Below are 26,773 nucleotides of genomic sequence, written 5' to 3' on the forward strand. Positions count from 1 at the left end.
GCTCGAGTATATTGGTAGTACCTAGTCCTTACTATTAATATACAATTAATTCATTTCCCGTGAAAGCCAAGTAATATTGAATGTGTATCGTCACTTCAATTACTTGGCTTTATTTTTTGATTTAATAATCGTTTAAAACAGAAACGGGTAGAAGCTGCTTCCTTCTAAATTTACTTTCTTCTCTCTGAACTTTAATGATTAGATAAAATAATACAAGCGCGGCCTTCTTCTTTTTTTCCAATTAAATGCGCTTTATATAATAATGAGAGAAACATGATTATTTATGTTTCAGACCTTTTTATATCCATTTAATGCACAAAAAAGCGCGAGATGAAAACCAAGTGAATGCATTGGTTTTCTATTTCGCGCTATCTTCATACGCCATGCTAAAAATATATTTTCTATAACACTTCATCATATTTTTCTATTGTTTGATAAATAATTCACTCAGTTTATACAACCACTTCACGCATGGTGTATTACCAAGCAAATAATCCAACAAAGCCAGCAGTCATGAGTGACACTAAAATACCTGCAAGTAACATCATAGGTACATATTGTGACACGAAATCTGAAGTTTTTTTATCTACGATACCTTTCAACGTACCAATAATCATTCCTATCGTTGAGAAGTTAGCAAAAGATACTAAAAACGTAGTAATCACTGCACGTCTATGTGGAGAATAAGCATCTACTACATCTTTAATTTGTCCCATTACCACAAACTCATTTGTTACGATTTTCTTAGCCATTTGTTGCGCAACAATCCAAGCTTCGTCAAATGGTAAGCCAAGTAATAAAGCAAATGGATACATGAAAGTGCCTAAAATTTGGTCAAGACCAAAGCTGCCTTTGAGACCAGCCCAACCGCCAATAATACCTGTAATTAAATTGATAAAGCGATCAATTAAATCAGATAATGCAACAAAGCTAATAACGAAAGCGATAATAATCAAAATTAATTTACCAGCATTTAATACTGAATCTCCTAAAAATGAGAAAAATGGTTGTTTTTCAATTTCTTCATTGCGGATACTGTAAATAACATCTTCTTTCTCTTCTACTGAAACAGGATTTAAGATAGAAGATACGATAATTGCGTTAATGATATTTAATGGAATAGCAGTCAAAACTAAATCGCCCGGTATCATAGAAACATATGCACCAACGATTGCACCAGAGATTGAACTCATAGCCATCATAGCAACTGTTAACACACGTGTTTCTTTCATTCTTTTCAACTGTTCGTTAGATACGGCTAAAGCTTCTGTATTACCTAAAAACATCATTTCAATACCGAAGAAAGATTCGAATTTTGGTTGGCGTGTGACTTTAGCTAAAAACCAACCGATACCACCAATAACTTTAGGTAAAATATTAAAATACATTAAAATATCGAAAAGCGGTACTACCAATAAAATTGGGAATAGCGCACTTACAGCCATATCCATCGTTTCAGTATTTACCCAACTTGCAAAAGCAAACCCTGTACCTGCATGTGCAGAGTCAATCACCCAAGCAATTCCGTTCGCTAAGTATTGGACGCCTGCTTTCCCCCAAGGAAAATACATAAAGAACCATGCTAAGAACAAGTTAATAACGACTAATATACCAATAGATTTCCACTGTATGTCTGATTTTTTTCTAGAAAAAAGTACAGCGATACCTAAGAATACAATTAACCCAATAATGTTAATCAATAAAAACATCATACACCCACCATTTCTTAATTAAATAAATAATTAGCTGAATATATAAAAGCAACACTCGATTATGTATAAGAATTATTAAGATGAGCACATTGTCTACTGCTTGTTTTAAGCTACATGTATTAGTCCAGCTATCGTTCAATGCACTCATCTTTTAATTTTATTTCCTATTTATTTAATACTATGCTTGATGATAAAACCATCATTCCCTCAATGATTGTCACTTAATAATTCACAATAATTATATCATGTATGTACATTATATAAAATAACAATTTTATAGTTCGCATATATTTAAGAAACATAATTGATTCACGCAATATTATACGTGTTTTCATGTTGTTTTCATTAATTGTTCAAACTATCTTGTTAAGTTTTGTGTGTGGACAAATTGCTGATATTTTTCGTGACTAGCCATTAGCGCTTGGTGCGTTCCTATACCTGTTACATTACCATTATCAATAAAAATAATCTGTTCAGCTTTCTTAATTGTGGATAACCTATGGGCAATCACAATTGTTGTTCGATTTTCCATTAATTCTTCTAAAGCATCTTGGATTTTTCTTTCACTTTCACTATCTAAATTGGCAGTAGCCTCATCTAATAATAAAATATCTGGATTTTTAACAAAACTTCGCGCAATATCTATACGTTGACGCTGGCCTCCTGATAATTTTAACCCTCTTTCACCAACAATAGTGTCATAGCCTTCTTCAAACGCTACAATAAACTCGTGACAATTTGCCAATTGTGCGTAATAAATCAATTCTTCATCAGAGACTTCCCGGTTAATACCATATAAAATGTTATCTCTAATCGTACCATTCATCATAGAATTAGACTGCATCACATACCCAATTTTCTCTCGCCATGCTCCTAATGCTATATCATAGATGGATTGATTGCCATATTTAATATCACCATGCTCAATATCATACATACGTTCAATGATATTGAATATGGTACTCTTACCTGAGCCCGAAGGCCCTACGAATGCAGTTACACTGCTAGATGGTATATCAAATGATATATTGGAAAGTATTGGTTTACTACCATATTGAAAATCCACGTTTTCAAAGGTTAAGCTCCCATCAATAATTGGCTGTAGTTGTCCTGTAACAAATACTTCAGTAGGTTCTTCCATAATTTCGTATATACGGCTACTTGCACCAACAGCTTTTTTATAGTCTGTGACTAATGTAGATAAATTTATAAGAGGCTGTGTTAATTGAATAACATAAAAAATCATTGCAATGAGTGTCCCTGCTGTGATTGCGCCAGTTGAAATACGTATCGCACCAAATCCTAAAATAACTGCAATCGTTAATAACATAATAACACCTGATATCGGTTGTATAACTGCTGTAATCTTCGCTTGTTTCAAACCTAAAAAGTATATCTCTTTTAAATTTTTATGCGCATTATCTAATTCAATCTTTTCTGTTCGTGATACTTTAACTAATCGCATTTCTGTTAATACACGGCCTAATAATCCGCTAAAATTAGCTATTTCTGCTTGCGTTTTTTTTGATATATTTTGCATAATTTTACCCAATGGAATCATTATTAATACAAATATAGGTATTGTAATAAATGTTAATAAAGTCATTTGCCAATCCATCACAAATAACATTATTAAAGATCCTACAATAGTTAATACAGAAGGCAGTAAATTGGGCAGTTTTTGCGAAATAAATTCATTAATCACTTTTGTGTCATCCGTTAAACGGCTCATTAATTGACCACTTTCATTTTTATCAAAAAATGGCATTTTTAAATGGATAATATGTTTCCATAAAACGGAACGAATAGCATAAATGATTTTCTCCCCAATTTTACTCAATAAATACAAACCTATACCACTGAGTAAAGCGTTTATAATAAATATGGATATAAAAGCAGCGATAAACATCCAATTAATATTTTCAAAAGAAAATTTATCTACAAGTTTACCTGTAAAAAAAGGAACTACTAGTCCAGTAATACTGCCTAATGAAGAAATTAAAACAGCAATGATAATCAGACCAACAGGCCACGATAATTTTTTAAATAAGTAGAATAACGGATTCTCTTGTTTCATGTGTATTTACCTCTTCTAAAAATTTTTTAATTGTTTCATAACTTATGTTAAATGTGAACAGTTTAACTTTAAAGTAATAAGCTAATTCAATTTTAACTCAATTATTTCGTGTTTTGCACAACAGTTTTCGATAATTTAATTATTTCAAATTTTCATTGGTGTAACATTTTATAATCTTCATACAATATGCTAAAATACTTCTGTTGTAGTCAAACAGAATATATTAAGAGGGAATGTAATTATGAGAAAGTTAATTATGGTAATTGTAACTGCGCTCTTCGTCGGTTCAATTATAACACCTTTTGCCGAAGCAGAAACAATAACACCCACGCAAGCGGCAAACCAATATGGTTATAATGTTACCGATGATTATCAGCCTGAAAGTGCAGTAAACATTGCTCAAACTGGTCAAATTCTTTATCAATATAATATTGATCAAAAATGGTACCCTGCTTCAATGACCAAACTAATGACAATGTATTTAACACTCGAAGCAGTAAAAAAAGGTGATTTAGCTTTAGATGACAAGGTGAAAATCACTGATAAACATTATCGAATGTCTACCTTGCCTGAATTAAGTAACACTAAGCTCTATCCTGGAGAAACTTATACTATAAAAGAGTTGCTTCAGATTACAGTTTCAAATTCAAGTAACGCTGCAGCGCTTATACTTGGACAAGAAGTTTCTGACAACCTTTCAGATTTTACTGATTTAATGAATAAAAAAGCAAAATCTATCGGTATGAAAGATACACATTTTGTAAATCCAACAGGCGCTGAAAATAACCAATTAAAAGATTTTGCACCAAAAAAATACAAAAATGAAGATAATAATACTTCAACTGCTAGAGACTTTGCTATTTTAGCACAACGTACAGTTCAAGACACACCGAATATCCTACACTTTACTAAACAACTAGCACCAACACAACACGGTGTTACATACTATACATTTAACCATTCATTAGAAGGTGCAGATATGAGTTTAGAGGGTACGGATGGTTTAAAAACTGGGTCAAGCGATATTGCGGATTATAATCATACCATCACTACCAAAAGAGATAAGTTGAGAATTAACCAGACGATTATGGGTGCAGGTGATTACAACAATTTAGGTGGTGAAAAACAACGCAATATGATTGGTAATGCCTTAATGAATATGTCTTTCGATCAATATAAATACCAAAAAATTATTTCAAAAGGTACACATAAAATTAATGGCAAAACATATTATGTAGAGAAAGATTTATATGATGTACTTCCAAGTGATTTCGATAAAGATGATTATAAATATGTTATAAACGACGGCAAACTGCATATTGAATATGACCGTAAATTTATTTCTGATAAATACGGACCACCAACAGTTAAGGTAAGTAAGCCAATTATGCATCAAACTACTACAATCGTTAAAACAACTTGGGATGAACATCCTGTCTTAACTTTACTGGGTACTGTTTTAATTATTGCTGCTATTGCTATTATTATTTATCTTATTATCGAAGCTTTCAAAAAAAGAAAAAACCGTAAATAAGCTATAAATAACTGCTTATTAAAAAATGTTTTTCCAATAAAAAGGATCGTTCACATTTTGTGAACGATCCTTTTTACATAGTTACTTAAAATTAATTTAGAGACGAAATCTCTTTTTCAAAAAGATTGCTTTCTTCCAATTCTGTAAAAATCGCTAGACACCTAAAATTAAGTTAATCAAAAATTTAACCTAACCATCTGCGACCAATATCATAGTCAGGGCTGAGACATTGCTTTATGCCCCAGCCCTAATACATATATGTGCCTAACGTATGATTTACGGTTAACTAAACAACCTAAAAATAATTGCTTGTCAGTTTATTTTTCAGCGTCGCCATATAGTTCTTTTTTAATTTGAGTCGTAGAAATGCCTTCAGTACGGTTAAGGTAAATGACTTCACATTTATCTTTCAAGAAATCAAATTCACCTTCCCAATCATGTCCCATTACGAAAGTATCAATTTCATAGCGATCAACATCAATTTCTTTTTGACCCCATCCACTTTCAGGGATTACTAAATCAACATAACGGATAGATTCTAACATCATTTTTCGTTGTTCATAGTTATAGTAAGATTTTTTGTTTTTAACACGATTAAATTCATCTGTAGATAAAGCTACTACTAAATAATCGCCCATTTCTCTAGCTCTTCTCAATAATTCAATATGACCATAATGTAATAAATCATACGTTCCATAAGTAATAACACGTTTCATGCGCTCATACTCCTTAACAAAATTTAATTAAAATTAACATTTTTTAAAAGTATAGCATAATGATCAAAAGTTTACGAATGATACTAAGTTTTACTTTTTAAGTATTTGCTTTAATTTTAATTTCCCTCTAAATTTAAAACGTTTCGGAATTGTTTCAAATTTAAAACGATAATAATTAGGTCGACCAATGCCGACACTTAGTAATGTCTCTTGCCATTTTTTGTATAACGTTTTATCCCAGTACTTGTTCGCTTGTTCAACAACTTTGATGATTCTAAACATTGCTTCCCCAGAATAATCTGTATTCTGCATGCTTTTCATATAAGACGTTACAATATCTAAAAGTTGATGTGTTAATTTTTTGTTATGTTCTAAATACGCTTGTAATAAATAACTCACAATGAGTTCGTCCATACGGTAACTATAATAAATACGTTCTTCCCTCAACAATAGTGTGTTCATAACTCTATTTCTAACTTTAATAGCGTCGCTCATATAACTTACAAATCGACCTGCTCTTTGATCTGTCACTGAACCTTTTTCTTCATGATAACCATATACAATAAAGGGTAATAGTTGAATATCGCGCGCTTTTTTGTACGCCTTAATCATAAAGGTATGTTCTTCGCAAAAAACAACATCTGCATCAAATTGTAAATCTTTAAATTTGGCACTAAACAATTTCCCACCAGGTCCAATAGACTGTATCATTTCAGGGCATTGCGCTAAGTTTACTTTATCAAATTTCTGTATCGGTTTGTGCGTGTAAACGCCTTTCCACTCGCCCTTATTTAATCTACCTATTTGCCCTAGGACGATATCTACATGTTCATCTTGTTGATAGTAATCTGCCATTGCATCTATACTGTTTGGTAAAAATTCGTCATCTGCATCTAGAAATATAAAAGCATCACCTGAAACATGAGTTAAAGCGTTATTTCTACTCATCGCTGCACCTTGATTATTTTGGTTTATGATATAAATATTTTCAGATGATTTTTGCAACTGTTCCAAAATTTGCTGACTTTCATCAGTAGAACCATCATTGATACAAATAATTTCATAATCTTGTTTAGTATCGATAGAACTGATTGCTCTTTGTATTGTGTTAGCTGCATTATAAACTGGTATGATAATTGATAATTTCATTCTTTCACCATTTTCTCTATATGATTTATAACTTGGGTTAAACTATCTTGCACATTATACTCATGCCAAGGTTCAAATAATGGTTTTAAACCATCTCGTTGTTCTTTTAATTTACATATTAATTCCTTTTCACTATACGCTTTATAATATTCTGGAATATTATAATAAAAAGCGTTTAGCCCTCGTTCTTTTTCATAGTCAGCTTCATCATACACATAGAAGAAAGTTGGTTTATTTAGCAAACTTGCTTCTATTGCTAATGAACTATAATCTGTAATAACGATATCTGCCATAATCATCAATGTCTGTAAGTTAATCTTAGATTGTTTGTCTTGAGATAGGGACGGATGCAATTTACTAAACAATGTATATGACGGTAATGCCGCTTCAAATTGTGCTTTATCAATACTACGATTGGATTGATTATGTTCACGGTACGTAGGTACATAAAGCGCTACTTTATCTTTGATGCCGTATTGCAATTTTAATTCTTGTTGTCTTTGGGTTATATCTAACCTTGTGTACGGCACTAAACGTGGTAAACCTGTTCTTAAAAATTGATGGTCTTGTGCACCAAATGAGTCCTTAAAGCATTTAACCATTGGCTCGCCACCGACTAAATATTTGTCAGTAGCTTGATAAACACTTTGATATTGCTTAACCATTTTCTTATTATTTAAATCAACTTGATGGTCTGTAAGTCCAAATTTTTTCAACGCTCCTACAGCATGCCATGTCTGAATAATTGTCTGTTGCGGTTTCTTTTTGAGCCCTCCAAGCATTAAATAATATGTATCAATGACTATGATTTTTGCTGTACTTATTATCTTAATGTGTTGAAACACTTGTTTATTACCTGCAGGAATAAATAGTACATTTTCAAAGTTTTTAACATATTTTCTATTTATTTCCTTGGAAATAACTGTAACATGGTATGACTTACGATTTAATGTTTCAATAATCGGAAGTACATCCTCAACAAATGTCATCATGATTACAATGTGGTTGTTTTTTATTTTTTTCTTTTTATAAATTAAATTCAAAAAGCTAATAATTGTCATATAGAGCTTTTTTATTAACTGTCTCAAAAAATCCACCGCCGATTTATAGTTTGTTTTCTTCTATTATAGCCATCTTATATTTAAAATTATAGAAAAATCCTTTAACGACGTTTAAGCCATTAAAGGATTTTATTTTATATATTAAGAATCAATTATCAAATTGGTATTACATAAAGTCTGCAAAATGGTCTCTATAACGCATATGCATGATTGATCCTATGATAAATAAGAACACAATAATGAAAAAGTTGTAGAATGTTAATTCCCAGTGTGTAATAAAGTACCATTCATTATGTAGAACTGCGGCACGATATGCTTCCGCAAGATAATAAATCGGGTTAAGTTGCATAACGTCTTTAACGATACCTTCTGGAGGTACAATTAAAATAGATGAAGCAAAGAACACCATTCTCATCAATGCTTGAATTGCCGGTTGTGTATCTTTGACGAGCACTCCTAATGTTGACGTAAATAACGCTACTGTTGTAGTAAATATGAGTGCAAATGGCACATATAAGAATAATTGAATTGTGTAAATAGACGGGTAAAAACCACCTAGCATACACAACAAAACAACAACTACTAATAATGCAATATGTCCATAGAACCTACTCATAACAATATAAGAAGGTATAATAGATAACGGGAAATTCATCTTGGCCACATGGTTATATTTACTCGCTATTGATTTTGTGCCTTCTAATATACCTTGGTTCACAAAGAACCACATACTAATACCTACAAGTAACCAATAAATAAATGGTATACCATCAATTGGCCCATTATTTCTGATTCCTAGACCAAACACAAACCAATAAACCATGATTTGCATTGCTGGATTAATTAATTCCCAAGCCATGCCTAGGTAATTATTTGTATTTGTAATTTTGACTTGGAACTGTGCTAATCTTTGAATTAGATAGAAATTTTTGAAATGCTCTTTTAAAACTACCCACACTGCACTCATTTAAATAAACCCACTTTCAATCGATTTACTAATCATAATTATGTTATAACAAGACTATATTCAAATCTAATATACGCTTTATAAATTATCTTAACAACTGCCATTTACTTTAGTAAACTAAATGCATAGAATAATAGCAAAAACACATGAATATTAAACTCATTTATAACAAAAAGTTATTACAATTTGTCAACTTCACTATAGTTGATTTTATAACTCAAATTCAGTAAAATTTAACAATTGTATAAGAACATCGTTTTTAAATTTTGTACTCACTTACTTTACAATAGGTTAATAAATTTAACAACTAATATAATATATAATATACTATACATTATCTGCAAATAAGGAAGGTAAAATTATGAATGTATCGGTTAGCATTGAACATGTAACTAAAGAATACCGCATCTATCGCAATAATAAAGAGCGTTTAAAAGATGCCTTAGTCCCTTTTCATAAAAACAAAACATTTTATGCCCTAAATGATTTATCACTAACTGCATATGAAGGTGATGTCATCGGCCTTGTAGGTATTAACGGGTCAGGAAAGTCTACACTAAGCAACATTATTGGTGGATCACTTTCCGCTACTTCTGGAAATATCGATCGACACGGTGAAGTGAGCGTGATTGCAATTAATGCCGGTTTAAACGGACAATTATCTGGTATTGAAAACATTGAATTTAAAATGTTATGCATGGGATTCACTAGAAAACAAATTAAAGAATTAACACCTGATATTATCGAATTCAGTGAACTTGGGGAATTCATTTATCAACCTGTTAAAAAATATTCAAGTGGTATGCGTGCCAAATTAGGTTTTTCCATTAACATTACAACAAACCCAGATATTCTCGTTATCGATGAAGCATTATCTGTTGGTGATCAAACTTTCGCTCAAAAATGTTTAGATAAGATTTATGAATATAAAGAACAAGGCAAAACAATATTCTTTGTTAGTCATAATATGAGACAAGTTCGAGAATTTTGCACTAAAATTGCATGGATTGAAGCAGGTAAACTGAAAAAATTTGGCGAATTAGAAGAAGTTTTACCTGAGTATGAAAAATTCTTAAATGAGTTTAAAAAGTATTCCAAAGATGAACAAAAAGCATTCAGAAACGAATTAGATAACTCAAGATTCGAAGTAAAATAAAATCCATTAACTCTGAAATAGAATTAAATGAATTTATTTTCGCTACAATGAATCACACTTCAGTATATGATTATAGATTGGTTTAAAATCATTTTTATTATAGCAGTCTTACTAGAAAACTTAATGTTCGTACTTAAATTAAAAGCCTAGGCATAAACCATGCTTGGGCTACAAATATGATATAGACCGTAGATCATCGGTTAAAATGCTTTTTATATTAAGCTTTAGAAAAAGTATCTCTTTACATCTACTTATTACTAAATAAATATTTATATTTTCAACAATAAACCTATATAGAAATTTATAGTTCTAATTAAATGCCACATGTCACTATGTCGTAGATGACTGAAAATCCATAAAGAAACTACTGCCAATCATAAATAATGAGGCTGGTATATTTAGTTTATACCAGCCTCATTACTTAGTTATTTTTTGTTTAATTACTTTAAACACAAATCTAGGTATTGCTTTCATTCTTCCAAGACGTTTCCAATCTATAATAAAGCGATATACCCATTCTATATTTAATTTTTGAAATACATTCGGAGCTCTTTTTTTCGTACCACTGAACACTTCAATAGAACCACCTACACCCATAAGTAAGGTTTGATTAAATTGATTTTCATGACGAACAATCCATTGCTCTTGCTTGGGATAACCCATCCCGGCAAATACATAATCAGGTTTAAACGAAGTGACTTGTTTTAACACCATTTCATCTTCTATATCAAAGTAACCATGATGTGAACCAAAATAAATATTAGGATATTTTTCGCTTAGTTTTTGTACTGCCTGCGTTACGATTTCATCTTTGGCCCCTAATAAAAATACGTTTTGATAATTAGCATTTGCGATTTTCAAACATTCTTCCATTACTTCTATGCCTGGCACGCGTTCCTTTAAAGGTGTTTTAAGTAATTTTGAAGCCATAACAATACCTGTACCATCTGGCACCACATAGTTGGCGCCATTGATTAAATTACGGTAGATTTCATTGTTAGTAGTATAATCTACAATTTCAGGATTAGCTGTAACAATGAATAAATTGTTTTGAGTTTCTGATTCAAAAAATTGTTTGATATGATTTCGCATTTCTATTAGTGTCACATTATCAAATAAAACAGATAGTACATTTACTTTTTCTAATTTGTCAATTTTCGTCATGATTAGTAATCTCCTAACTCCATCTCTCAATATACATTCATTTTTATTGTAATTTTAACATACACTTTCACTCACATATATTACAATATTAATAAAACGATAGCTAAACTATCTCAATATACATCAAAAGTCTAAATGCTTTATGAATGATATTACTCTATACTATTAAGTAAGCAATCGCATTTGATGATTTTCTAAAACATAAACAATTGAAATATTAAAACGAGGTTTTCTATGACTAAAGTTAACGCATTTTTTAGCTCATCCATACAATTACATCTTTATTGGATTATTTTTATCGCCATCCTTTATATCGTGATACATACTTATCGAAATAAATCTATCAACCCAATTTTAGATATATATTTTAACTATATTCCAGTATTAACCCACGAGTTTGGCCATATACTATTCAATAAATTAAGCGGTGGCAAACCTAGAGACCTAGTCATTGTAGCGACACCATCAGAACGACTTGCTACATCGCAACAAGGCTTTGCAATTACACAATCAAAAACAAGTTTAGGTCAATCCATCACTACTTTCGGTGGTTACGTTATGCCTGCACTTATGCTATTTTTAGGTTTTTTATCTATTAAATATCAATATCCAAGTCTATTTATCACTGCGTACCTATTAATGTTTACCTATTTCTTATATTTAACTTCCAGAAAATTACTTCCTATCATCATTGTGATACTATTAGTTGCACTTTTATATTGCTTATTTCAAAGTGACAATCAACGAATGATACTTTACATTGTCACTGTTACCCAACACTTTATATTAGGTGTTTTACTCGGCGAAGTTCTTCAATCATCTTGGACTATATTTAAATTAACATTTTCGGAAAACAGGGTGAGTTGGGATGGTAGCACTTTAAAAGAATTAACACATATACCAACTTTTGTTTATAGTGTCATTTGGATAGCGATTAACTTATTTACAGTTTATCAACTATTCAAAACATACTTCCTTCCATAAAATTATTTTTGAATGTAAAGGAATAAGTGACAGAACAAGCATTACATTTCAAAAAATGATTATAACGTGAAATCACTGGTAACTAGATTTTAAATACTTATTGTAGGATCTAGTTATTTTTCCGTTTTGTTAATTGTTGATTTATCTTAAAAATGATTTTTAACCATAAGTATTCATACTCAAAATAAAAGGCGCCTTCATTTTTGAAATGGAGGTGCCTTTTAGTATTTAAAACCTTGCAATTTTGAATGTTCATACTTACTTATAGCTGCTGTGCCATTTTATGGTCTCTTGTCCTTACACCCCAATAGCATCAGTGCATTAAAATATCGTACCTTTATAAAAAAGTGGGCAAAAACAGACGACTTTGACACGATGAAATTACTTCTATACGTTTGTTTCTATCATCAAGTTAAATCAGCTTTAACAGCTATTAATATATAAACCTTATTTAACTAAATTGTAACTCCTACTTATGCTTAAACAAGGATCATTCTCTTTCTAAACACAATTATATACAATATTCATAAGAAAATGTAAATCAATTCTCTATAATTGAACTCTACTATTTTTCAGCATAAATATGCATTGCATTATCATAACTAAGCACTGTTATTTTATCTTCTTTCTGGACCATAATGACTTTATTTGTATCATCTTTATTCACTATCTTTATTTGTTCATCAATTAATATATCTTTACTTGTTAAATAAACTAACAATTCTGTTCTGTCTCGAACCCGCTTAATTGTCACTTCATCTCCAGCTTCAAATGACAATAAATTGGTTGTATATATCTCTTTATATTGGTTGTCTCTTGGTATAATACCACCATGAGGGCAAGTAATTGGATAATCTAATAATTTATCTAAGCGTTCTACGAATAAATGAGAAACTTTATGCTCTAGTACCTCTGCTTCTTGATGTACCTCTTCCCAATTATATTCTAATATTTTTATTAAAAATAACTCTAATAAACGATGTCTTTTAATAATGTCTAAAGTGTATGTCAATCCTTCTTCTGAAAGTTGCACACCTTTATACGGTTTCGTTTTTACAAATCCAGATTTTTCTAAACGATTTACCATTTCACTTACAGATGGCGGTTTAATATTTAAATACTGGGACAATGTCTTATTTGAAACGAAAGAATGATCGCCATTATGCGTTAAAATTGCTTTCAAATAATCTTCTTTTTCTTCAGTTAGCATGGTCTCACCTCTCAAGTCATTCACTTTATTGTACCACGAATCTACTTGACACGCTAAAAGTTCATGTTATATTATGAATTAAATTAGGTTAGCCTAAAATTTAAATTAAGGAGGTCTAAAATGTTAAAAATTAATAACTTAAATCTCACTTTAGGGAACAAACATGTTTTAGATGATATCAATCTTGAAATTCCTGTCAAAGGTGAAATTATTGGAATTATGGGACCCAATGGTGCAGGAAAATCCTCACTACTTAAATCTCTCATCGGAGAATTTAAATCAACTGGAAGTGCTAATTTACATAATATTGCTATGCAGCAAACGCTAAAAACAATAACATATATACCCCAAAAAGCACATATTGATTTAGATTTTCCAATTAAAGTTGAGGACGTTGTACTTTCAGGGGCTTATAAAGATATTGGATGGTTTAAATTTATTACTCCTAAGACGAGGTCTAGACTTAATCAGCTCTTACAAACATTAGAATTAGAAGATTTAAGAAACAGACAAATATCTGCTTTAAGCGGAGGTCAGTTACAAAGGGTTTTAGTAGCTAGAGCGCTCATGACAGAAAGTACGCTTTACCTTTTAGATGAACCATTTGTTGGCATTGATTTCCATAGCGAACAAATCATTATGTCTCAATTACGCGCACTTAAAAAAGCGGGCAAGTTACTATTGATTGTTCATCATGATTTATCAAAAGCAGAAGAATATTTTGACCGTGTCATTCTTTTAAATAAAACGATTCGTTTCTTTGGAGAAAGTCACGTTGCTATGCAACCAGAATATCTAAACAGAACATTCTTAAATCCTACAAACCAACAACAAAGTTCAGAATCGGCTTAAATAGAAAGGAAGTAGCATTATATGGAATTTTTCCAACATCTATTTGAATACAAGTTTTTAAGTAATGCATTAATTATTTCAATTATTGTAGGAATCGTTTGTGGAACAGTTGGTTGCCTCATCGTGCTTAGAGGCTTATCTCTTATGGGGGATGCAATGAGCCATGCGGTATTACCCGGCGTTGCCCTGTCCTTTTTATTCGGTGTTCCTATGTTTATTGGTGCATTAGTTACAGGTATGATCGCCAGCATTTTTATAGGCTTTATTACTAAAAGCAGTAAAACCAAACCCGACGCAGCTATTGGCATTAGTTTTACAGCCTTTTTAGCAACTGGGGTCATTTTAATTAGTTTAATAAATAGTACTACTGATTTATATCACATTCTTTTTGGTAATTTATTGGCAGTAACACAGTCTACTTTTTGGTCGACTGTAGTCGTGGGTGTCATTGTTATGATTTTAATTATTATTTTTTATAGACCATTAATGATTTCTACATTTGACCCTATTTTTAGTAGAATGAGTGGTTTGAACACTACTTTTCTACACTACTTCGTTATGTTATTGCTTTCACTTGTTACTGTAGCAAGTATACAAACTGTAGGTATTATATTAGTTGTAGCATTACTTATCACCCCTGCTTCAGCTGCATTTTTAATTGCTAAAAAACTACATACAATGATGATCATTTCCAGTTTAATAAGCATTATAAGTGCGATGGTCGGCATGTACTTTAGTTATATTTATAATATTCCAAGCGGTGCAACGATTGTTTTATGCGCGTTTGTTATCTATATCATTATTTTTGCTTGTAATAAAATGCAAGTGTTCACAAAAAAAGGAGTGGTTTAATGAAAAAGTTATTAACAGTTGCACTTATCTTCCTTTTATTCTTAAGTGCGTGTAGCAACGGTAAAAGTGATTCTTCATCTCAATCTCATGACAAAATAAAAGTCGTAACGACAAATTCTATTCTATACGATATGGTTAAAAACGTTGGTGGCGATAATGTTGAAATACACAGTATTGTCCCAATTGGTCAGGACCCACATGAATACGAAGTTAAACCAAAAGATATTAAAGCATTGACAGATGCAGATGTCATCTTTTACAACGGATTAAATTTAGAAACAGGTAACGGTTGGTTCAAAAATGCTTTATCACAGGCCAACAAATCATATGAAGATGGTTCTGTTGTCAAAGTTTCACAGGACGTTAAACCTTTATACTTAAATGGAGCAACAGAAGGCGACGAATCTAAACAAGACCCACATGCCTGGTTAAGCTTAGACAATGGTATTAAATATGTAAAAACAATCAGTGATGCTTTAATTAAAAAAGATGACAAACATAAAGATGATATTGAAAGCCATACAAAGGATTATGTAGCTAAATTGGAATCTTTAAAACAAGATAGTCATGAGAAATTTAACGACATCCCTAAAGAAAATCGTTCAATGATCACAAGTGAAGGTGCTTTTAAATATTTCTCTAAACAGTTTGATATTAAACCTGGATATATTTGGGAAATAAACACTGAGAAACAAGGCACACCTGAACAAATGGAACAAGCTGTTAAATTTGTTAAAGATAACCACCTTAAACATCTACTTGTCGAAACTAGCGTAGACAAGAAAAGCATGCAAAGTTTAAGTGAAGAAACGAATTTAGATATCTACGGAGAAGTTTATACAGATTCCATAGGTAAAGAAGGCACTAAAGGTGATTCTTATTATAATATGATGAAAGAAAATATCGATATCGTACACGGCAGTATGGAATAATAACAAGGCTATTTAACCTACTTTGTAGGTGAATAGTCCCATGTCGTACGTTTCCCTCCTAATGACGTACGACATGGTGGTATTCAAGCCTTAAATCATCTATCTCCCTTAACTCCATCAATGGTTGGCTCCTCCCCCCCATTGATGGAGATTTTTAATGAAAAAGGGAATTTTAGCTCAAATCATTTTATATCCTAAAAAATTCATTTCATTTATACAATTCAATTCACCAAAAAAACAGATTCCGATATCGGAATCTGTTTTTCACTGATAGCTTAATCCGTTAAACTATCAACAATAATCATTTCATCATAGTTAATGGCTTCACGTAATTTCAAAGCAGTTACCTCGTTAATTTCTTCATCTTCAACAAGTTCATTCAAGACGCGACGTTGCTCTCTAAGTGCCTCCAACTTAATTTTAGTGATTGACGTTTCACTTTTAGGATTAAAGAAATTCGAAGGTGTTAAGTTTTCAATTCTCATTAAATAACTATCACAAATCATGCCCACTTCTAATTTATTTTCTTCAGTCGTCTCTTTACCTAGACGACTTACCACGCGATAATGCACTGTTCTCATTACATTAGAAATTTCTCGCAAGTTATCAATCACAGATAAAGACGAAGCAGCGTTGGTTTTTACTTTTGTCTTAATTCTACTTTTTAAAATAAATGCTTTTAATTCAACTTTGATACGTTGGATTAAAGAAGACTGTTTATAAACTTGTGTACGTTCAGCATAACGCATGTAGTTATCTAAAACATTCGTTGTAATATCTCCATTAGATACTAAGCTATTAAGTGTATTGTTTTCAACATCAAATGCGATTTTTTGCAATCTTTCTAGTTCTTTAGTATTTTCATCTTCATTTTCAACCGTTTTAAGAAAAGCTAATTTATCATGATAATCTTTAATGACGTTACCGTATAAAAAACTAGATGCTTCAGATGATAATTGATTTAAGTGTTCTATCACTTTCTCTAAAATATATATACGCGCTTGCTTAAAGTTCATACCACGTTGTTTTGGTTTTACTGCATTAGGTGTCACCATTGGCAACACAATTTGCGCAATGATTAAACTCATGACCACCATACCTGACGCAATAAATAGCAAATCATCTCTAAACACAAAGGAATGGTGATCCGCCAACATGTAAGGTAATGTTAAAGCAATAGCCAGAGAAATTGTTCCATGCACGCCACATAACGTCATGATAAAAGCATACATGCCTCGTTTGGGTGGTGTCTCTGAAACATTAGCATTATCTTCATAGTTGCTAAGTATTTTTTGGAACGGACTGATTGGTAAATAAAAATAAGGATATAAAACAAAAACCCATAAAAATCTAAATAAGTATATTGCTAAAGCGATTAAAACCGTAACAACAATTAGAAAGATAAAATTATGTGGTTCATTTTCTATAATTCTCCCGACAAGTTCAGGAACTAAAAATCCTAAAATAGAAAATACAAAACCATTCAAAGCATAACTTAATATATTCCATGTATGATTGTAACTCATTTGTAACCTTGTACGTGCCTGTGCGATACGATCACGTTCAAAACCATGTACTAATCCTGCTACCACTGCTGCAATAATACCTGATGAATGGAACATTTCAGCAACGAGATATGTAATAAAAGGGGTTAGAAGCTGTATAAATGTAAACATATTTACATTTTCAATACCTCTTCTAGAAAGTGATACTCTGAATCTAACTAAGGCAACACCAATAATTAAACCTACAATAAATCCGCCTATTGAAGATATTAAAAATTGTTCAACAGCATTTACCATTGAAAATCCACCTGTGATTAAAGCTGCTACAGCAATTTTAAAAGAAATAATACCCGCAGCATCATTTAACAATGATTCACCTTCTAAAATTGTCATAGAACCTTTTGGAAGAATTTTTCCATTTGTAATTGCTTGAACAGCTACTGCATCAGTTGGACACAAAATAGCGGCCAATGCGAATGCAGCAGCTAATGGTAATTCAGGCCATATCCAATGCACAAACAATCCAACTACTATAACCGTTGTGACCACAAGTCCTAAGGCCATCATTAATACTGGTTTGATATACCGGCGTAAATGGACACGAGACACTTTTACACCTTCAACAAATAATAATGGCGCTATTAGTGCAACCATAAATAGCTCTGAGTCAAAATGGAATTCAACAGGTATCGGCGTAATATACAATAACATACCGAGCATAATTTGGATAAAAGCTAGGGGGATTTTAGGTAAGGCGATATGTACAAGGGAACTTGCAATAACTACCGCTAAAAATATCAGTATTGTTTCAAATATTTGCATGGTTTCACCTCTTTTCAACATTAATGACTTTCATAATTGTTGAGGTTGAAACAAAAAATACCATCGTTTTTAATGAACAGATTGTGTCTCAAACTCTTACATATCTAGTTATTATTTTTAATAGATATGCTTTTTAAAATTAACACAATTACAGATATGTATTATTTTATCATTTTTTTAGTAACCCCTGAAACGGATTGCACTTCAAAAATAATATTTTCACCAAATATAATTTAAATAATACTGCACGCTTTATATCAATAAAAAAGGCTCTATACTAAACAGGGCTGATTTTTATATCAGTCTTCTTTGACAAAGAGCCATAAAAAAAGAACAGATTAGAAATTAAAGGTTAATTCATTGATTTCTAATCTGCTCATCTATAAATGACGTATTTTCTATAATGCTTTATTTTAACAATGTAAAGAAAGGCTTAAAATTAATATATGTCTTGTTCTTTTTCATTTACTTTACGTCTGCGTTGTTCACGTACTTGAGCACGTTTTTTTAATTGATCAAACGTATCATTTTCTGTAGCGCTTAATAAGATACTTGTTTGTTTAGGAGCATCACTTTTTCGGTACATATAAGCGCCCGTACGATATGCTGCTCTAGATATTAAATGCCCTCCAACAGGAGAGGTTAAATTGATAAATACCAATGCTAAAATCATTCTGACACTTAGGTACCCTTGAGAAGAAATAAAATAAATAATCACGCCAACAAGTGTTAACAATACTGACAGTGTAGAACTTTTCGTAGAGGCATGACTTCTTAAAAATACATCATGGAATTTAATTAGGCCAATCGCACTAATTAAAGCGATAATACTTCCTAAAAACATCATAAAAGCTGCAATTAAATTAACGATTTCGCTTGTTATTTGCATTAAAGACATGCCCCCCTTCTATAAATCTAGAGATAGACACAGTACTCACAAATGAAATAATCGCGATTAATAAGATAGAATCTAGGAATGAAAAAGTACCAAATACAATACTTAACACGCCCACCGTCGACATTAATATCGCACTAGCAGTATCAAATGCAACCACTCTGTCAGCAGTAGTTGGTCCTTTAACTAATCTAAATAAAGTTAAGATTAACGCAATACCAAATAAAATAATTGAACTAGTTATAAAGAAATTTATCAATGATTCGATCATTCTGCCACCTCCAATATGAGACCTTCATATTGTCTAATGCTTTTTAGCAGTTTCTGTTTTTCTTTCTCTGAAATGTCAATTGCATGTATAAAGATTTTCTTTCTTTCTTTTGAAATTCTTATAACCGTTGAACCAGGTGTAATAATAATAAGTATAGTTAAAAATGAAACTTCCCAATCTGTTTCCAATGTCGTTTCATACGTCACTAAGCCTGGATTTAAATCTTTCGTTTTAAATAAAATATAATTGATGGTTGTCATGCTTGATGTGATTAACTGGTATAAGTAAACAGCTAAAAATTTAATAGCCACCCATACTTTTTTCAAATAAAACTGTTGGCCGAAAAAGCGATGCAGTATATAGATAACTACTAAACCAATCAAGTAACCCGAGAAGAAGGTAGAGGCTCTAAATGATTCTTCGTCTTGAAATAACACCCATAAAAACGCAATGACCATATTAAGTAAGACTTGTCTCATTATTTATCCTCCTTCACTAAATGAGGATTCACCATTTTTTCATATAATCCGTCATCCATATTCATGTGGGTAGCATTATCTGTCACTTTAAAAATTAATGGCGCTGCCAGGCCCATCGCTAATATTGTTGCAACAAGCACGCCTATCAAACCTTTACGGTATGTAGGAACTGATTTAAATTCTAATGGCTCTCCTTTTTGAGCATTACCGAGATACATGGTAAAGAAGATTCTAAACAAGCTAAACATGGCAATTAGGCTAGTTAAAATCATCAATGCTAAACCAATGTAGTTACCATTCTCAAGTGCTCCTTCAAAAATAAACACTTTACCTGGGAAACCGCTAAATGGTGGTACGCCTCCAATTGCTAAAATCATCACCACAAAAGCTACGCCAAAAAATGGTTCTTGTTTCGCTAAACCATATAAATTTTTGTATTGTCGGTAACCGGTAATGTACACCAAACTACCAATTATAAAGAATAGTAATGTTTTTACAACAATATCATTCGCCAGATAAAAGATAGCGCCATTAACACCGGCAAATGTATTTGATCCTAAACCTAATATGATAAATCCAATAGAAAGGATAACCTGATATGCTGCTATCTTTTTTATATCTCGATAAGCTAGTACGCCAAACGCACCTATTAACATAGTTACACAAGATAAAAATACAAGCAGTGGATGCGTAATACCATTATGACTATCGAATAATAATGTAAAGAATCGAATTAACGCATAAGCACCTACTTTTGTCATCAGTGCTGCAAATAATGCTGCTAGTTCAGTATTTAATACTGCATAAGCTTTTGGTAACCACATGAACAACACAAGTGCTGCTTTCGCACTAAAAGCAATTAAAAACACCATCGAAATGATGACAACTGAACTTTCACCATGCATTTCACTTAATCTTTGGGCAACTAATGAAAAATTCAAAGTACCCGTTAGCTTATACAGCAAGCCAATTCCTAATAATAGTAACCAAGAACCTAATATATTAAGAACCACGTAAATGATAGCTGCACGTAATTGTTCGACTGATTGTCCCAACGTGACTAACACAAACGAAGCCAGTAACATCACTTCGAACATAACGTATAAATTAAACAAATCAGCTGTTAAAAATGATCCAATCACGCCGACTGTTAAAAACAAAATAAAACTCGGCAAATAGTAACGGATGGCTCGTTTTTCCTTTCTACCAAAGCCATACGCCATGATTAATGTAACGACAAAACTAGAAGTAGTTACCATTAATAGACTTAATGAATCACCCACAAACTGAATGCCATACGGGGCTTTCCATCCACCGAAATCTAAAGCAATTGGTTTATCTCTCATTACATGAATCAATAATAATAAAGATATAAGTGTCGTGACAGCCATTGTTCCAATTGAAAAAATTCTTGAAAGCCTACTCTGTGTACGAATAAATACAAGTACGAGCCCGCAGACTGCTGGGAGAAGTAATGGTAGAATTAATAAATTACTCATCATTATTGTCATCACCTCTTAGCACATCAATTTCATCTTCTTTAGTTACTCGATACGTTCTATATACGAGCACAAGTAAAAACGCAGTCATAGCAAAACCAATCACAATAGCAGTTAATACAATCGCTTGTAGCAATGGATCCACAAAGTTTTTGCTACTTTCACCAATAAGTGGTTCAACCATGTTTTTACCGTACTTACCCATGCTCATAATAATTAAATTTCCTGCATGCGTATAAATTGAGATACCAATAACAATACGTATTAAGTTGACGGATAATATCATATACGTTCCTATAAATATTAAGAAGCCAATAACCATTAATAATATCAAGTTCATGAGCGACCACCACTTATAGAAAGCATAACCGTCACTACAACACCGACTACCGCTAATACAATACCAGCTTCAAATATTGTCACAGTTGTTAAATGTACTTCGCCTAATATCGGCAATTGGACATGTGCATCAGTTTGGTAAAGGAACGGTTTACCAAAGAACATTGGTACGACGGCAGTAGCAAATGACACCAATGAACCAATAATCATTAATATTCTAAAATCAAGCGGTAAAGCGACTAATACTTGTTTAACATCAAAGGCCAAGAACATTAATAAAAATGCAGAACTGAAGACAAGTCCACCAATAAATCCGCCACCCGGATTATTATGCCCAGCTAAAAACAAGTAGAAGCCAAATGTTAACAATATAAAGACTACGATTTTGGTGATTGTGCGTAAGACTACATCATTCTCTTTCATCTTGACCCCTCCGTTCTTTAAAGTTAAGTAATGTATAGATTCCTAAACCAGCGATAATTAATACCATTCCTTCAAATAAGGTATCCATAGCACGGAAATCACCGAGAATTGCATTTACAATATTTCTACCACCTGCTAATTCATATGCATCATGATAGAAAGTAGAAATTGTTGGCATCGTTTCAGCTTGTTGAGCAATAAAGACAAGCATCACTACGATAATTGCCATTGCTAATGAAACGATAATCTTGACGGCCTCACGTTTTTTATGCACTTTCGTACGTGGAACGTTTGGTAAACGTGAAAAACTTACGATAAACAATATAGTAGTAATGGTTTCAACTACGAGTTGTGTTAATGCCAAATCAGGTGCTTTCATCAAGATGAAAAATATTGTTACACAATAACCAACGATACCATTTAATATAACCATCGTTAAACGTTGTCGAATAAATGTTAAGGCAATACCTAAAATAAAGACAACGATTAATGTGATAATTTCTAATGGACCAAACTCACTGACATGTATCTGTTTAACATCCGGAAAACCAGCTTGAATAATACCGTAGACCACTACGATGATGAAAATAGCTAATGTTAATGTAATATAGTGATTCAAACGGTTATTCATCAATGTGCGAATACTATATCCAGAATAATTTTCAAATTGTTTATATGAATCTAAGTATAAATCTGTAATAGATTTAACTTTAATTTTTTCTGCTTGCTTTTTCCAATTAATTTTAAACACTGCTATAAATCCTACAACAATTACAATTAAACTTAATATCAGTGGTAAATTAAAACCGTGCCATTGAGAAATATGTGGTGCGATGTCATCTACTTTTTCTCCAATTGTGATACTTCGTAATGCCGGTAAAATAATATAATGACCAAATAAATTTGGTATAAAGAACACGACCGGTAACAAAATCATCATAATTGCAGAAGGTAATGTAAATAAAAATGGCTCATGAGGCGTTTGTACTGGTAAATCTGCTTTTTTAAATTCACCCCAGAACACTTCTTTAATCATGTAAACTGCATAAATAAGCGTAAATATACTGGCAGTCACGCCTATAAATGCAATCATTATAGTTAAAATTAAATTAAATTGTGGTAATTGATGTGAACTTACCAAACCTTCAAAAAACATTTCCTTACTTAAGAACCCATTAAGGAATGGTATACCTGCCATAGATAAGGCAGAAAGTAACATAACTATATGTGTAATCGGTAGTACTTTCCTTAAACCAGATAATTTACGGATATCTCTTGTGCCTGTTTCATGGTCAATAATACCTACGCCCATAAATAATGCACCTTTAAATAACGCATGGTTCATCAAATGAAACAGACCCGCAAAGAGTATAAGTCCATAAATTTTTGAGAGCTCACCAGTGGTATGTTGTGCAAAACCACCGCCAAGTCCGACCATCGAAACAATCATACCTAATTGACTAATCGTAGAATAAGCCAAGATGGCTTTTAAATCATATTGACGTATGGCATTAATTGCGCCAAAAATCATCGTTATTAACCCTACAAAGGTAACAGAATATATATAGAAATCACTTAGACCTAAAACAGGTGTAAATCTAAATAGTAAAAAGATACCTGCTTTAACCATTGTGGCAGAATGTAGATAAGCGCTCACCGGTGTTGGTGCTTCCATAGCTTTGGGTAACCAAATATGGAAAGGAAATTGCGCTGATTTAGTAAATGCGCCTAATAGTAACATAATAATAATTGGTATAAATAAATTGCTTTCGGCTATTTTGTCGCTTTGAGCAATAATAGATGAAATAGAATTAGTTCCTGTCACAGTGTAAATCATGATAAACCCTGTCAGTAATGCAAGACCACCAAATACTGTGATTATAAATGATTGAATAGCGCCAAACTGACTTGCTCCTTTATCGTACCAATAAGCAATGAGTAGAAAAGATGATACACTTGTCAGTTCCCAAAACACGTACATCAAAATAGTGTTATTTGAAGTCACAATACCTAACATACTGAACATAAATAGTAATAAATATATATAAAAGCGTGGTAAGTGATCATGTTCTTTTGATAAATATTGTGTTGCATAATAAAACACTGCTAACCCAATAAGTGATATTAACAAACTAAAAAATAAACTTAATCCATCTAGCTTAAAATCTATGTTGATATCTATTAAGGTGAGCCATGGTATTTTTACTGAGACAAATTGTCCCTTCATCACTTGCGGTATTTGCCACAAAAAGTAAACAGAAGAGATAATTGGTGCTATTAAAGCTATTAGACCAGAAATTTTGTGAAATTTACGATTTGTCATCGTAAGCAATACTACTACCATTATTAAAATAATCGCACTAAGTAGATAAATGAAACTCATTCTATCCCCCCTTTAAGTATAATTTATAAATTTAAAGCTATTGTTGTTTTGCTTGATTTCGTAGAGATACCAATAAACTTCATCGTTTCAAACGTGGTCTGGTGCCCCAAATATTTTTGAATAATTGATATAGATATACCAGATTGGTATGCATGATACGCAAATGTTTTTCGCAACGTTGTCAAACCAATGTGTAACATACCTAAATCTTCTGCGGCAGTATGAATAATACGGTAAGCTTGTTGCCTAGATAGACCTTTTAGTGTCCTATTTGACTGAAACAAAAGTTCACCATTTTCTAATTGTTGTTCTGTGATATATGCCATTAATTCATTTCTTAATGTTTCTGGTAATCTAATTTGAATCCTAGGGGCGTGCGTCTCCACCCAATAATATTTTACACCCTTATCTTCAATTCTTACATCTTGCACGTTTAAATTTAATAAAGAAGAAAGTTTCACACCCGTATGTATAGCAAACTTAAATAATAGATAATCACGCTGTGACTTAGACTTTAACGCTTCGTACATCGCTTTTATCTCATTAATATTTCTAATAGGATCTACTTGATTCATACATTCACCTCTGAATTCATTAATGTTCCATATTTAATGATATATCATGATTTTGTCACATGAAAGTATTTTGTCTAATTTTTTTAAATTTTTTTGCCCTTTTTGCAAATGAAAAACGATATATATAGTGAAAGGAGGTTACACAAATGAATCAAATCAGTCAACTAGCAGTCACCATGTCGCGCACATCCTATGATAAAGATGGTAAAGCTACTCAATTCAAGCGTCATTTTGCAAATTTAAATACTGAAGCAACTACTGACCAAATTAAAAGCTTTAAATCTATTATCGAACAAATTACTGGAGAAAAATTTGAAACTGTTGAAATTATCAAAACTGAAACAGTGAACTAAGGAGGTAAACTAAGATGACACAAACTTTAGAACTTGTATTTATTGACGCCGTGAATAAAGATATTAAAATACAAATACCGAAAATTGAACACTTCATCAATGAAAGTGCTGTAAAAGATGGAATGAATAAGTTGATTACACTAGATATATTAAGACCAAAAGCTGGCATTCCAACGAAGGTACATGCGGCACAAATCATCGATAAATCTACAAAACTTATTTTTGAGGTTTAATTAAGGTGTAGTAAGACCAAAAAAGCTATATAAACTAAATATCATGCATAAGTGCTAACTAACATTAAAAGGGATACAAGAAGTATTAATACACTTGCATGGGATGATACTAAGGCCAAGTGGGTTACATGAACTAATGCCCATGCATCATATCACTAACGCGATAAAATTGAGAAGTGATACTTTAGCGTTAGCACTTTAGAAAAGTAACACCTTATCAACTAATACCAACATTAAACTCAAGGCTGAGGCATCATTGAATTTATGGTGTCCCAGCCTTTTATCTATTAATATGCGAAAAATACGTTCCAGTAATCATAGATGTTCCAATTAAGCCGTAATTACAATTTTTGTACGTATCCTTATCACTATCCATTGCATTAACTATTCCTGCAAGGCCGCAACCTAACTGTATCACCGAAAAACACTTTACTTTTCCCCAATTTTTTACACATCGTGTACTGATCAAACACTTCAATAACTTGGGCAAGGTTTTTATACGATCTTCTAGGATTTAAAACTTCTATAAATTGACCTTTATGAACTCCTTCATTACTTCCTGCGCTTATAAAAAACGTTTCTTCATCTAATAAGCGTATAATCGAAAGTTGTTTCAATGTAAATTGCCAC

26 protein-coding genes are annotated in these 26,773 nt (G+C 32.0%); 8 read left to right on the forward strand and 18 right to left on the reverse strand.

The window, feature by feature from the left end:
- Positions 1-479: 479 nt before the first annotated feature.
- Both IEU88_RS08425 and IEU88_RS08430 read right to left on the reverse strand, forming a co-directional pair.
- On the reverse strand, positions 480-1,709 hold the full coding sequence (locus IEU88_RS08425; protein ID WP_096810789.1) for a NupC/NupG family nucleoside CNT transporter: 1,230 nt from the start codon (positions 1,707-1,709) through the stop codon (positions 480-482).
- Between the two features lie 361 nt (positions 1,710-2,070).
- Positions 2,071-3,789, reverse strand: coding sequence for an ABC transporter ATP-binding protein (locus IEU88_RS08430; RefSeq protein ID WP_103372940.1), 1,719 nt, complete (start codon positions 3,787-3,789; stop codon positions 2,071-2,073).
- A gap of 241 nt (positions 3,790-4,030) precedes the next feature.
- Here IEU88_RS08430 and pbp4 point away from each other — a divergent pair, with 241 nt between their 5' ends.
- Positions 4,031-5,323 (forward strand): penicillin-binding protein PBP4, encoded by a 1,293-nt coding sequence (gene pbp4, locus IEU88_RS08435; RefSeq protein WP_103373453.1) that lies wholly within the window; start codon positions 4,031-4,033, stop codon positions 5,321-5,323.
- 317 nt (positions 5,324-5,640) lie between these two features.
- On the opposite strand, the gene tagD is transcribed toward pbp4, so the two are convergent.
- From tagD to IEU88_RS08455, 4 genes are all read right to left on the reverse strand, one after another.
- Entirely contained in the window at positions 5,641-6,039 is a 399-nt protein-coding gene (gene tagD, locus IEU88_RS08440; RefSeq protein ID WP_096810792.1) for a glycerol-3-phosphate cytidylyltransferase, read from the reverse strand.
- 90 nt (positions 6,040-6,129) lie between these two features.
- The gene (locus IEU88_RS08445; protein WP_103373454.1) at positions 6,130-7,188 is read right to left on the reverse strand and encodes a glycosyltransferase family 2 protein; all 1,059 of its coding nucleotides are present in this window, start codon (positions 7,186-7,188) and stop codon (positions 6,130-6,132) included.
- The gene (tarB, locus tag IEU88_RS08450) at positions 7,185-8,276 is read right to left on the reverse strand and encodes a teichoic acid glycerol-phosphate primase TarB (protein WP_103373455.1); all 1,092 of its coding nucleotides are present in this window, start codon (positions 8,274-8,276) and stop codon (positions 7,185-7,187) included. The genes IEU88_RS08445 and tarB overlap by 4 nt, the downstream gene beginning before the upstream one ends.
- A 139-nt stretch (positions 8,277-8,415) precedes the next feature.
- Positions 8,416-9,216: an ABC transporter permease gene (locus IEU88_RS08455; RefSeq protein WP_096810795.1), complete on the reverse strand. Its 801-nt coding sequence runs from the start codon at positions 9,214-9,216 to the stop codon at positions 8,416-8,418.
- 361 nt (positions 9,217-9,577) lie between these two features.
- On the opposite strand from IEU88_RS08455, the gene tagH reads away from it, so the two are divergent.
- A complete protein-coding gene (gene tagH, locus IEU88_RS08460) occupies positions 9,578-10,372 on the forward strand; it encodes a teichoic acids export ABC transporter ATP-binding subunit TagH (protein WP_096810796.1) in 795 nt (264 codons plus the stop codon).
- A 417-nt stretch (positions 10,373-10,789) separates the two neighbouring features.
- On the opposite strand, the gene tarA is transcribed toward tagH, so the two are convergent.
- Positions 10,790-11,536 (reverse strand): N-acetylglucosaminyldiphosphoundecaprenol N-acetyl-beta-D-mannosaminyltransferase TarA, encoded by a 747-nt coding sequence (gene tarA, locus IEU88_RS08465; protein WP_096810797.1) that lies wholly within the window; start codon positions 11,534-11,536, stop codon positions 10,790-10,792.
- 234 nt (positions 11,537-11,770) lie between these two features.
- Between tarA and IEU88_RS08470 the strand changes: the two genes are divergently transcribed.
- Complete coding sequence (locus tag IEU88_RS08470) at positions 11,771-12,520, forward strand: M50 family metallopeptidase (RefSeq protein ID WP_103373005.1); 750 nt, start codon at positions 11,771-11,773, stop codon at positions 12,518-12,520.
- Positions 12,521-13,085: 565 nt separating this feature from the next.
- On the opposite strand, the gene IEU88_RS08475 is transcribed toward IEU88_RS08470, so the two are convergent.
- Complete coding sequence (locus IEU88_RS08475) at positions 13,086-13,730, reverse strand: metal-dependent transcriptional regulator (protein ID WP_096810799.1); 645 nt, start codon at positions 13,728-13,730, stop codon at positions 13,086-13,088.
- Positions 13,731-13,850: 120 nt separating this feature from the next.
- Between IEU88_RS08475 and IEU88_RS08480 the strand changes: the two genes are divergently transcribed.
- Genes IEU88_RS08480 through mntC form a run of 3 tightly spaced genes read left to right on the forward strand, consistent with a single transcriptional unit; the run spans position 13,851 to position 16,366 of the window.
- The gene (locus IEU88_RS08480; RefSeq protein WP_096810800.1) at positions 13,851-14,582 is read left to right on the forward strand and encodes a metal ABC transporter ATP-binding protein; all 732 of its coding nucleotides are present in this window, start codon (positions 13,851-13,853) and stop codon (positions 14,580-14,582) included.
- 21 nt (positions 14,583-14,603) lie between these two features.
- Positions 14,604-15,434 (forward strand): metal ABC transporter permease, encoded by an 831-nt coding sequence (locus tag IEU88_RS08485; RefSeq protein ID WP_096810801.1) that lies wholly within the window; start codon positions 14,604-14,606, stop codon positions 15,432-15,434.
- On the forward strand, positions 15,434-16,366 hold the full coding sequence (gene mntC, locus IEU88_RS08490; RefSeq protein ID WP_103373006.1) for a manganese ABC transporter substrate-binding lipoprotein MntC: 933 nt from the start codon (positions 15,434-15,436) through the stop codon (positions 16,364-16,366). Before IEU88_RS08485 ends, mntC begins: the two co-directional genes overlap by 1 nt.
- Before the next feature lie 275 nt (positions 16,367-16,641).
- Here mntC and IEU88_RS08495 read toward each other — a convergent pair whose 3' ends face one another.
- The 9 genes from IEU88_RS08495 to IEU88_RS08535 all read right to left on the reverse strand — a co-directional run bounded on the left by IEU88_RS08495 (position 16,642) and on the right by IEU88_RS08535 (position 25,557).
- Complete coding sequence (locus IEU88_RS08495) at positions 16,642-18,693, reverse strand: cation:proton antiporter (RefSeq protein ID WP_103373007.1); 2,052 nt, start codon at positions 18,691-18,693, stop codon at positions 16,642-16,644.
- Between the two features lie 439 nt (positions 18,694-19,132).
- Positions 19,133-19,582, reverse strand: a complete 450-nt coding sequence (locus IEU88_RS08500) for a Na+/H+ antiporter subunit G (protein WP_103372816.1) — start codon at positions 19,580-19,582, stop codon at positions 19,133-19,135.
- Positions 19,557-19,859, reverse strand: coding sequence for a Na+/H+ antiporter Mnh2 subunit F (gene mnhF2 / locus IEU88_RS08505; protein ID WP_019468408.1), 303 nt, complete (start codon positions 19,857-19,859; stop codon positions 19,557-19,559). The genes IEU88_RS08500 and mnhF2 overlap by 26 nt, the downstream gene beginning before the upstream one ends.
- Positions 19,856-20,338 carry a Na+/H+ antiporter Mnh2 subunit E gene (gene mnhE2, locus IEU88_RS08510; protein WP_096810805.1) on the reverse strand — a complete coding sequence of 161 codons (483 nt, stop codon included), beginning with the start codon at positions 20,336-20,338 and terminating at the stop codon, positions 19,856-19,858. The genes mnhF2 and mnhE2 overlap by 4 nt, the downstream gene beginning before the upstream one ends.
- Positions 20,338-21,840: a Na+/H+ antiporter Mnh2 subunit D gene (gene mnhD2 / locus IEU88_RS08515; protein WP_096810806.1), complete on the reverse strand. Its 1,503-nt coding sequence runs from the start codon at positions 21,838-21,840 to the stop codon at positions 20,338-20,340. The genes mnhE2 and mnhD2 overlap by 1 nt, the downstream gene beginning before the upstream one ends.
- Positions 21,830-22,177, reverse strand: coding sequence for a Na+/H+ antiporter Mnh2 subunit C (mnhC2, locus tag IEU88_RS08520; protein ID WP_096810807.1), 348 nt, complete (start codon positions 22,175-22,177; stop codon positions 21,830-21,832). The genes mnhD2 and mnhC2 overlap by 11 nt, the downstream gene beginning before the upstream one ends.
- Positions 22,174-22,599, reverse strand: a complete 426-nt coding sequence (gene mnhB2, locus IEU88_RS08525) for a Na+/H+ antiporter Mnh2 subunit B (protein WP_096810808.1) — start codon at positions 22,597-22,599, stop codon at positions 22,174-22,176. The genes mnhC2 and mnhB2 overlap by 4 nt, the downstream gene beginning before the upstream one ends.
- Positions 22,586-24,982 (reverse strand): DUF4040 family protein, encoded by a 2,397-nt coding sequence (locus IEU88_RS08530; protein WP_103372815.1) that lies wholly within the window; start codon positions 24,980-24,982, stop codon positions 22,586-22,588. Before IEU88_RS08530 ends, mnhB2 begins: the two co-directional genes overlap by 14 nt.
- Before the next feature lie 23 nt (positions 24,983-25,005).
- The gene (locus tag IEU88_RS08535; RefSeq protein WP_096810810.1) at positions 25,006-25,557 is read right to left on the reverse strand and encodes a tyrosine-type recombinase/integrase; all 552 of its coding nucleotides are present in this window, start codon (positions 25,555-25,557) and stop codon (positions 25,006-25,008) included.
- Between the two features lie 146 nt (positions 25,558-25,703).
- On the opposite strand from IEU88_RS08535, the gene sroA reads away from it, so the two are divergent.
- Positions 25,704-25,910: a sigS mRNA-stabilizing protein SroA gene (gene sroA, locus IEU88_RS08540; RefSeq protein ID WP_096810811.1), complete on the forward strand. Its 207-nt coding sequence runs from the start codon at positions 25,704-25,706 to the stop codon at positions 25,908-25,910.
- A gap of 14 nt (positions 25,911-25,924) precedes the next feature.
- Complete coding sequence (locus tag IEU88_RS08545) at positions 25,925-26,143, forward strand: DUF2922 domain-containing protein (protein ID WP_096810812.1); 219 nt, start codon at positions 25,925-25,927, stop codon at positions 26,141-26,143.
- Positions 26,144-26,523: 380 nt separating this feature from the next.
- Here the strand turns inward: IEU88_RS08545 and IEU88_RS13695 are convergent, their stop codons facing one another.
- A complete protein-coding gene (locus IEU88_RS13695) occupies positions 26,524-26,760 on the reverse strand; it encodes a hypothetical protein (protein ID WP_096810813.1) in 237 nt (78 codons plus the stop codon).
- Between the last annotated feature and the right edge of the window lie 13 nt (positions 26,761-26,773).

This window comes from Staphylococcus nepalensis (assembly GCF_014635045.1).
Lineage (GTDB): Bacteria > Bacillota > Bacilli > Staphylococcales > Staphylococcaceae > Staphylococcus > Staphylococcus nepalensis.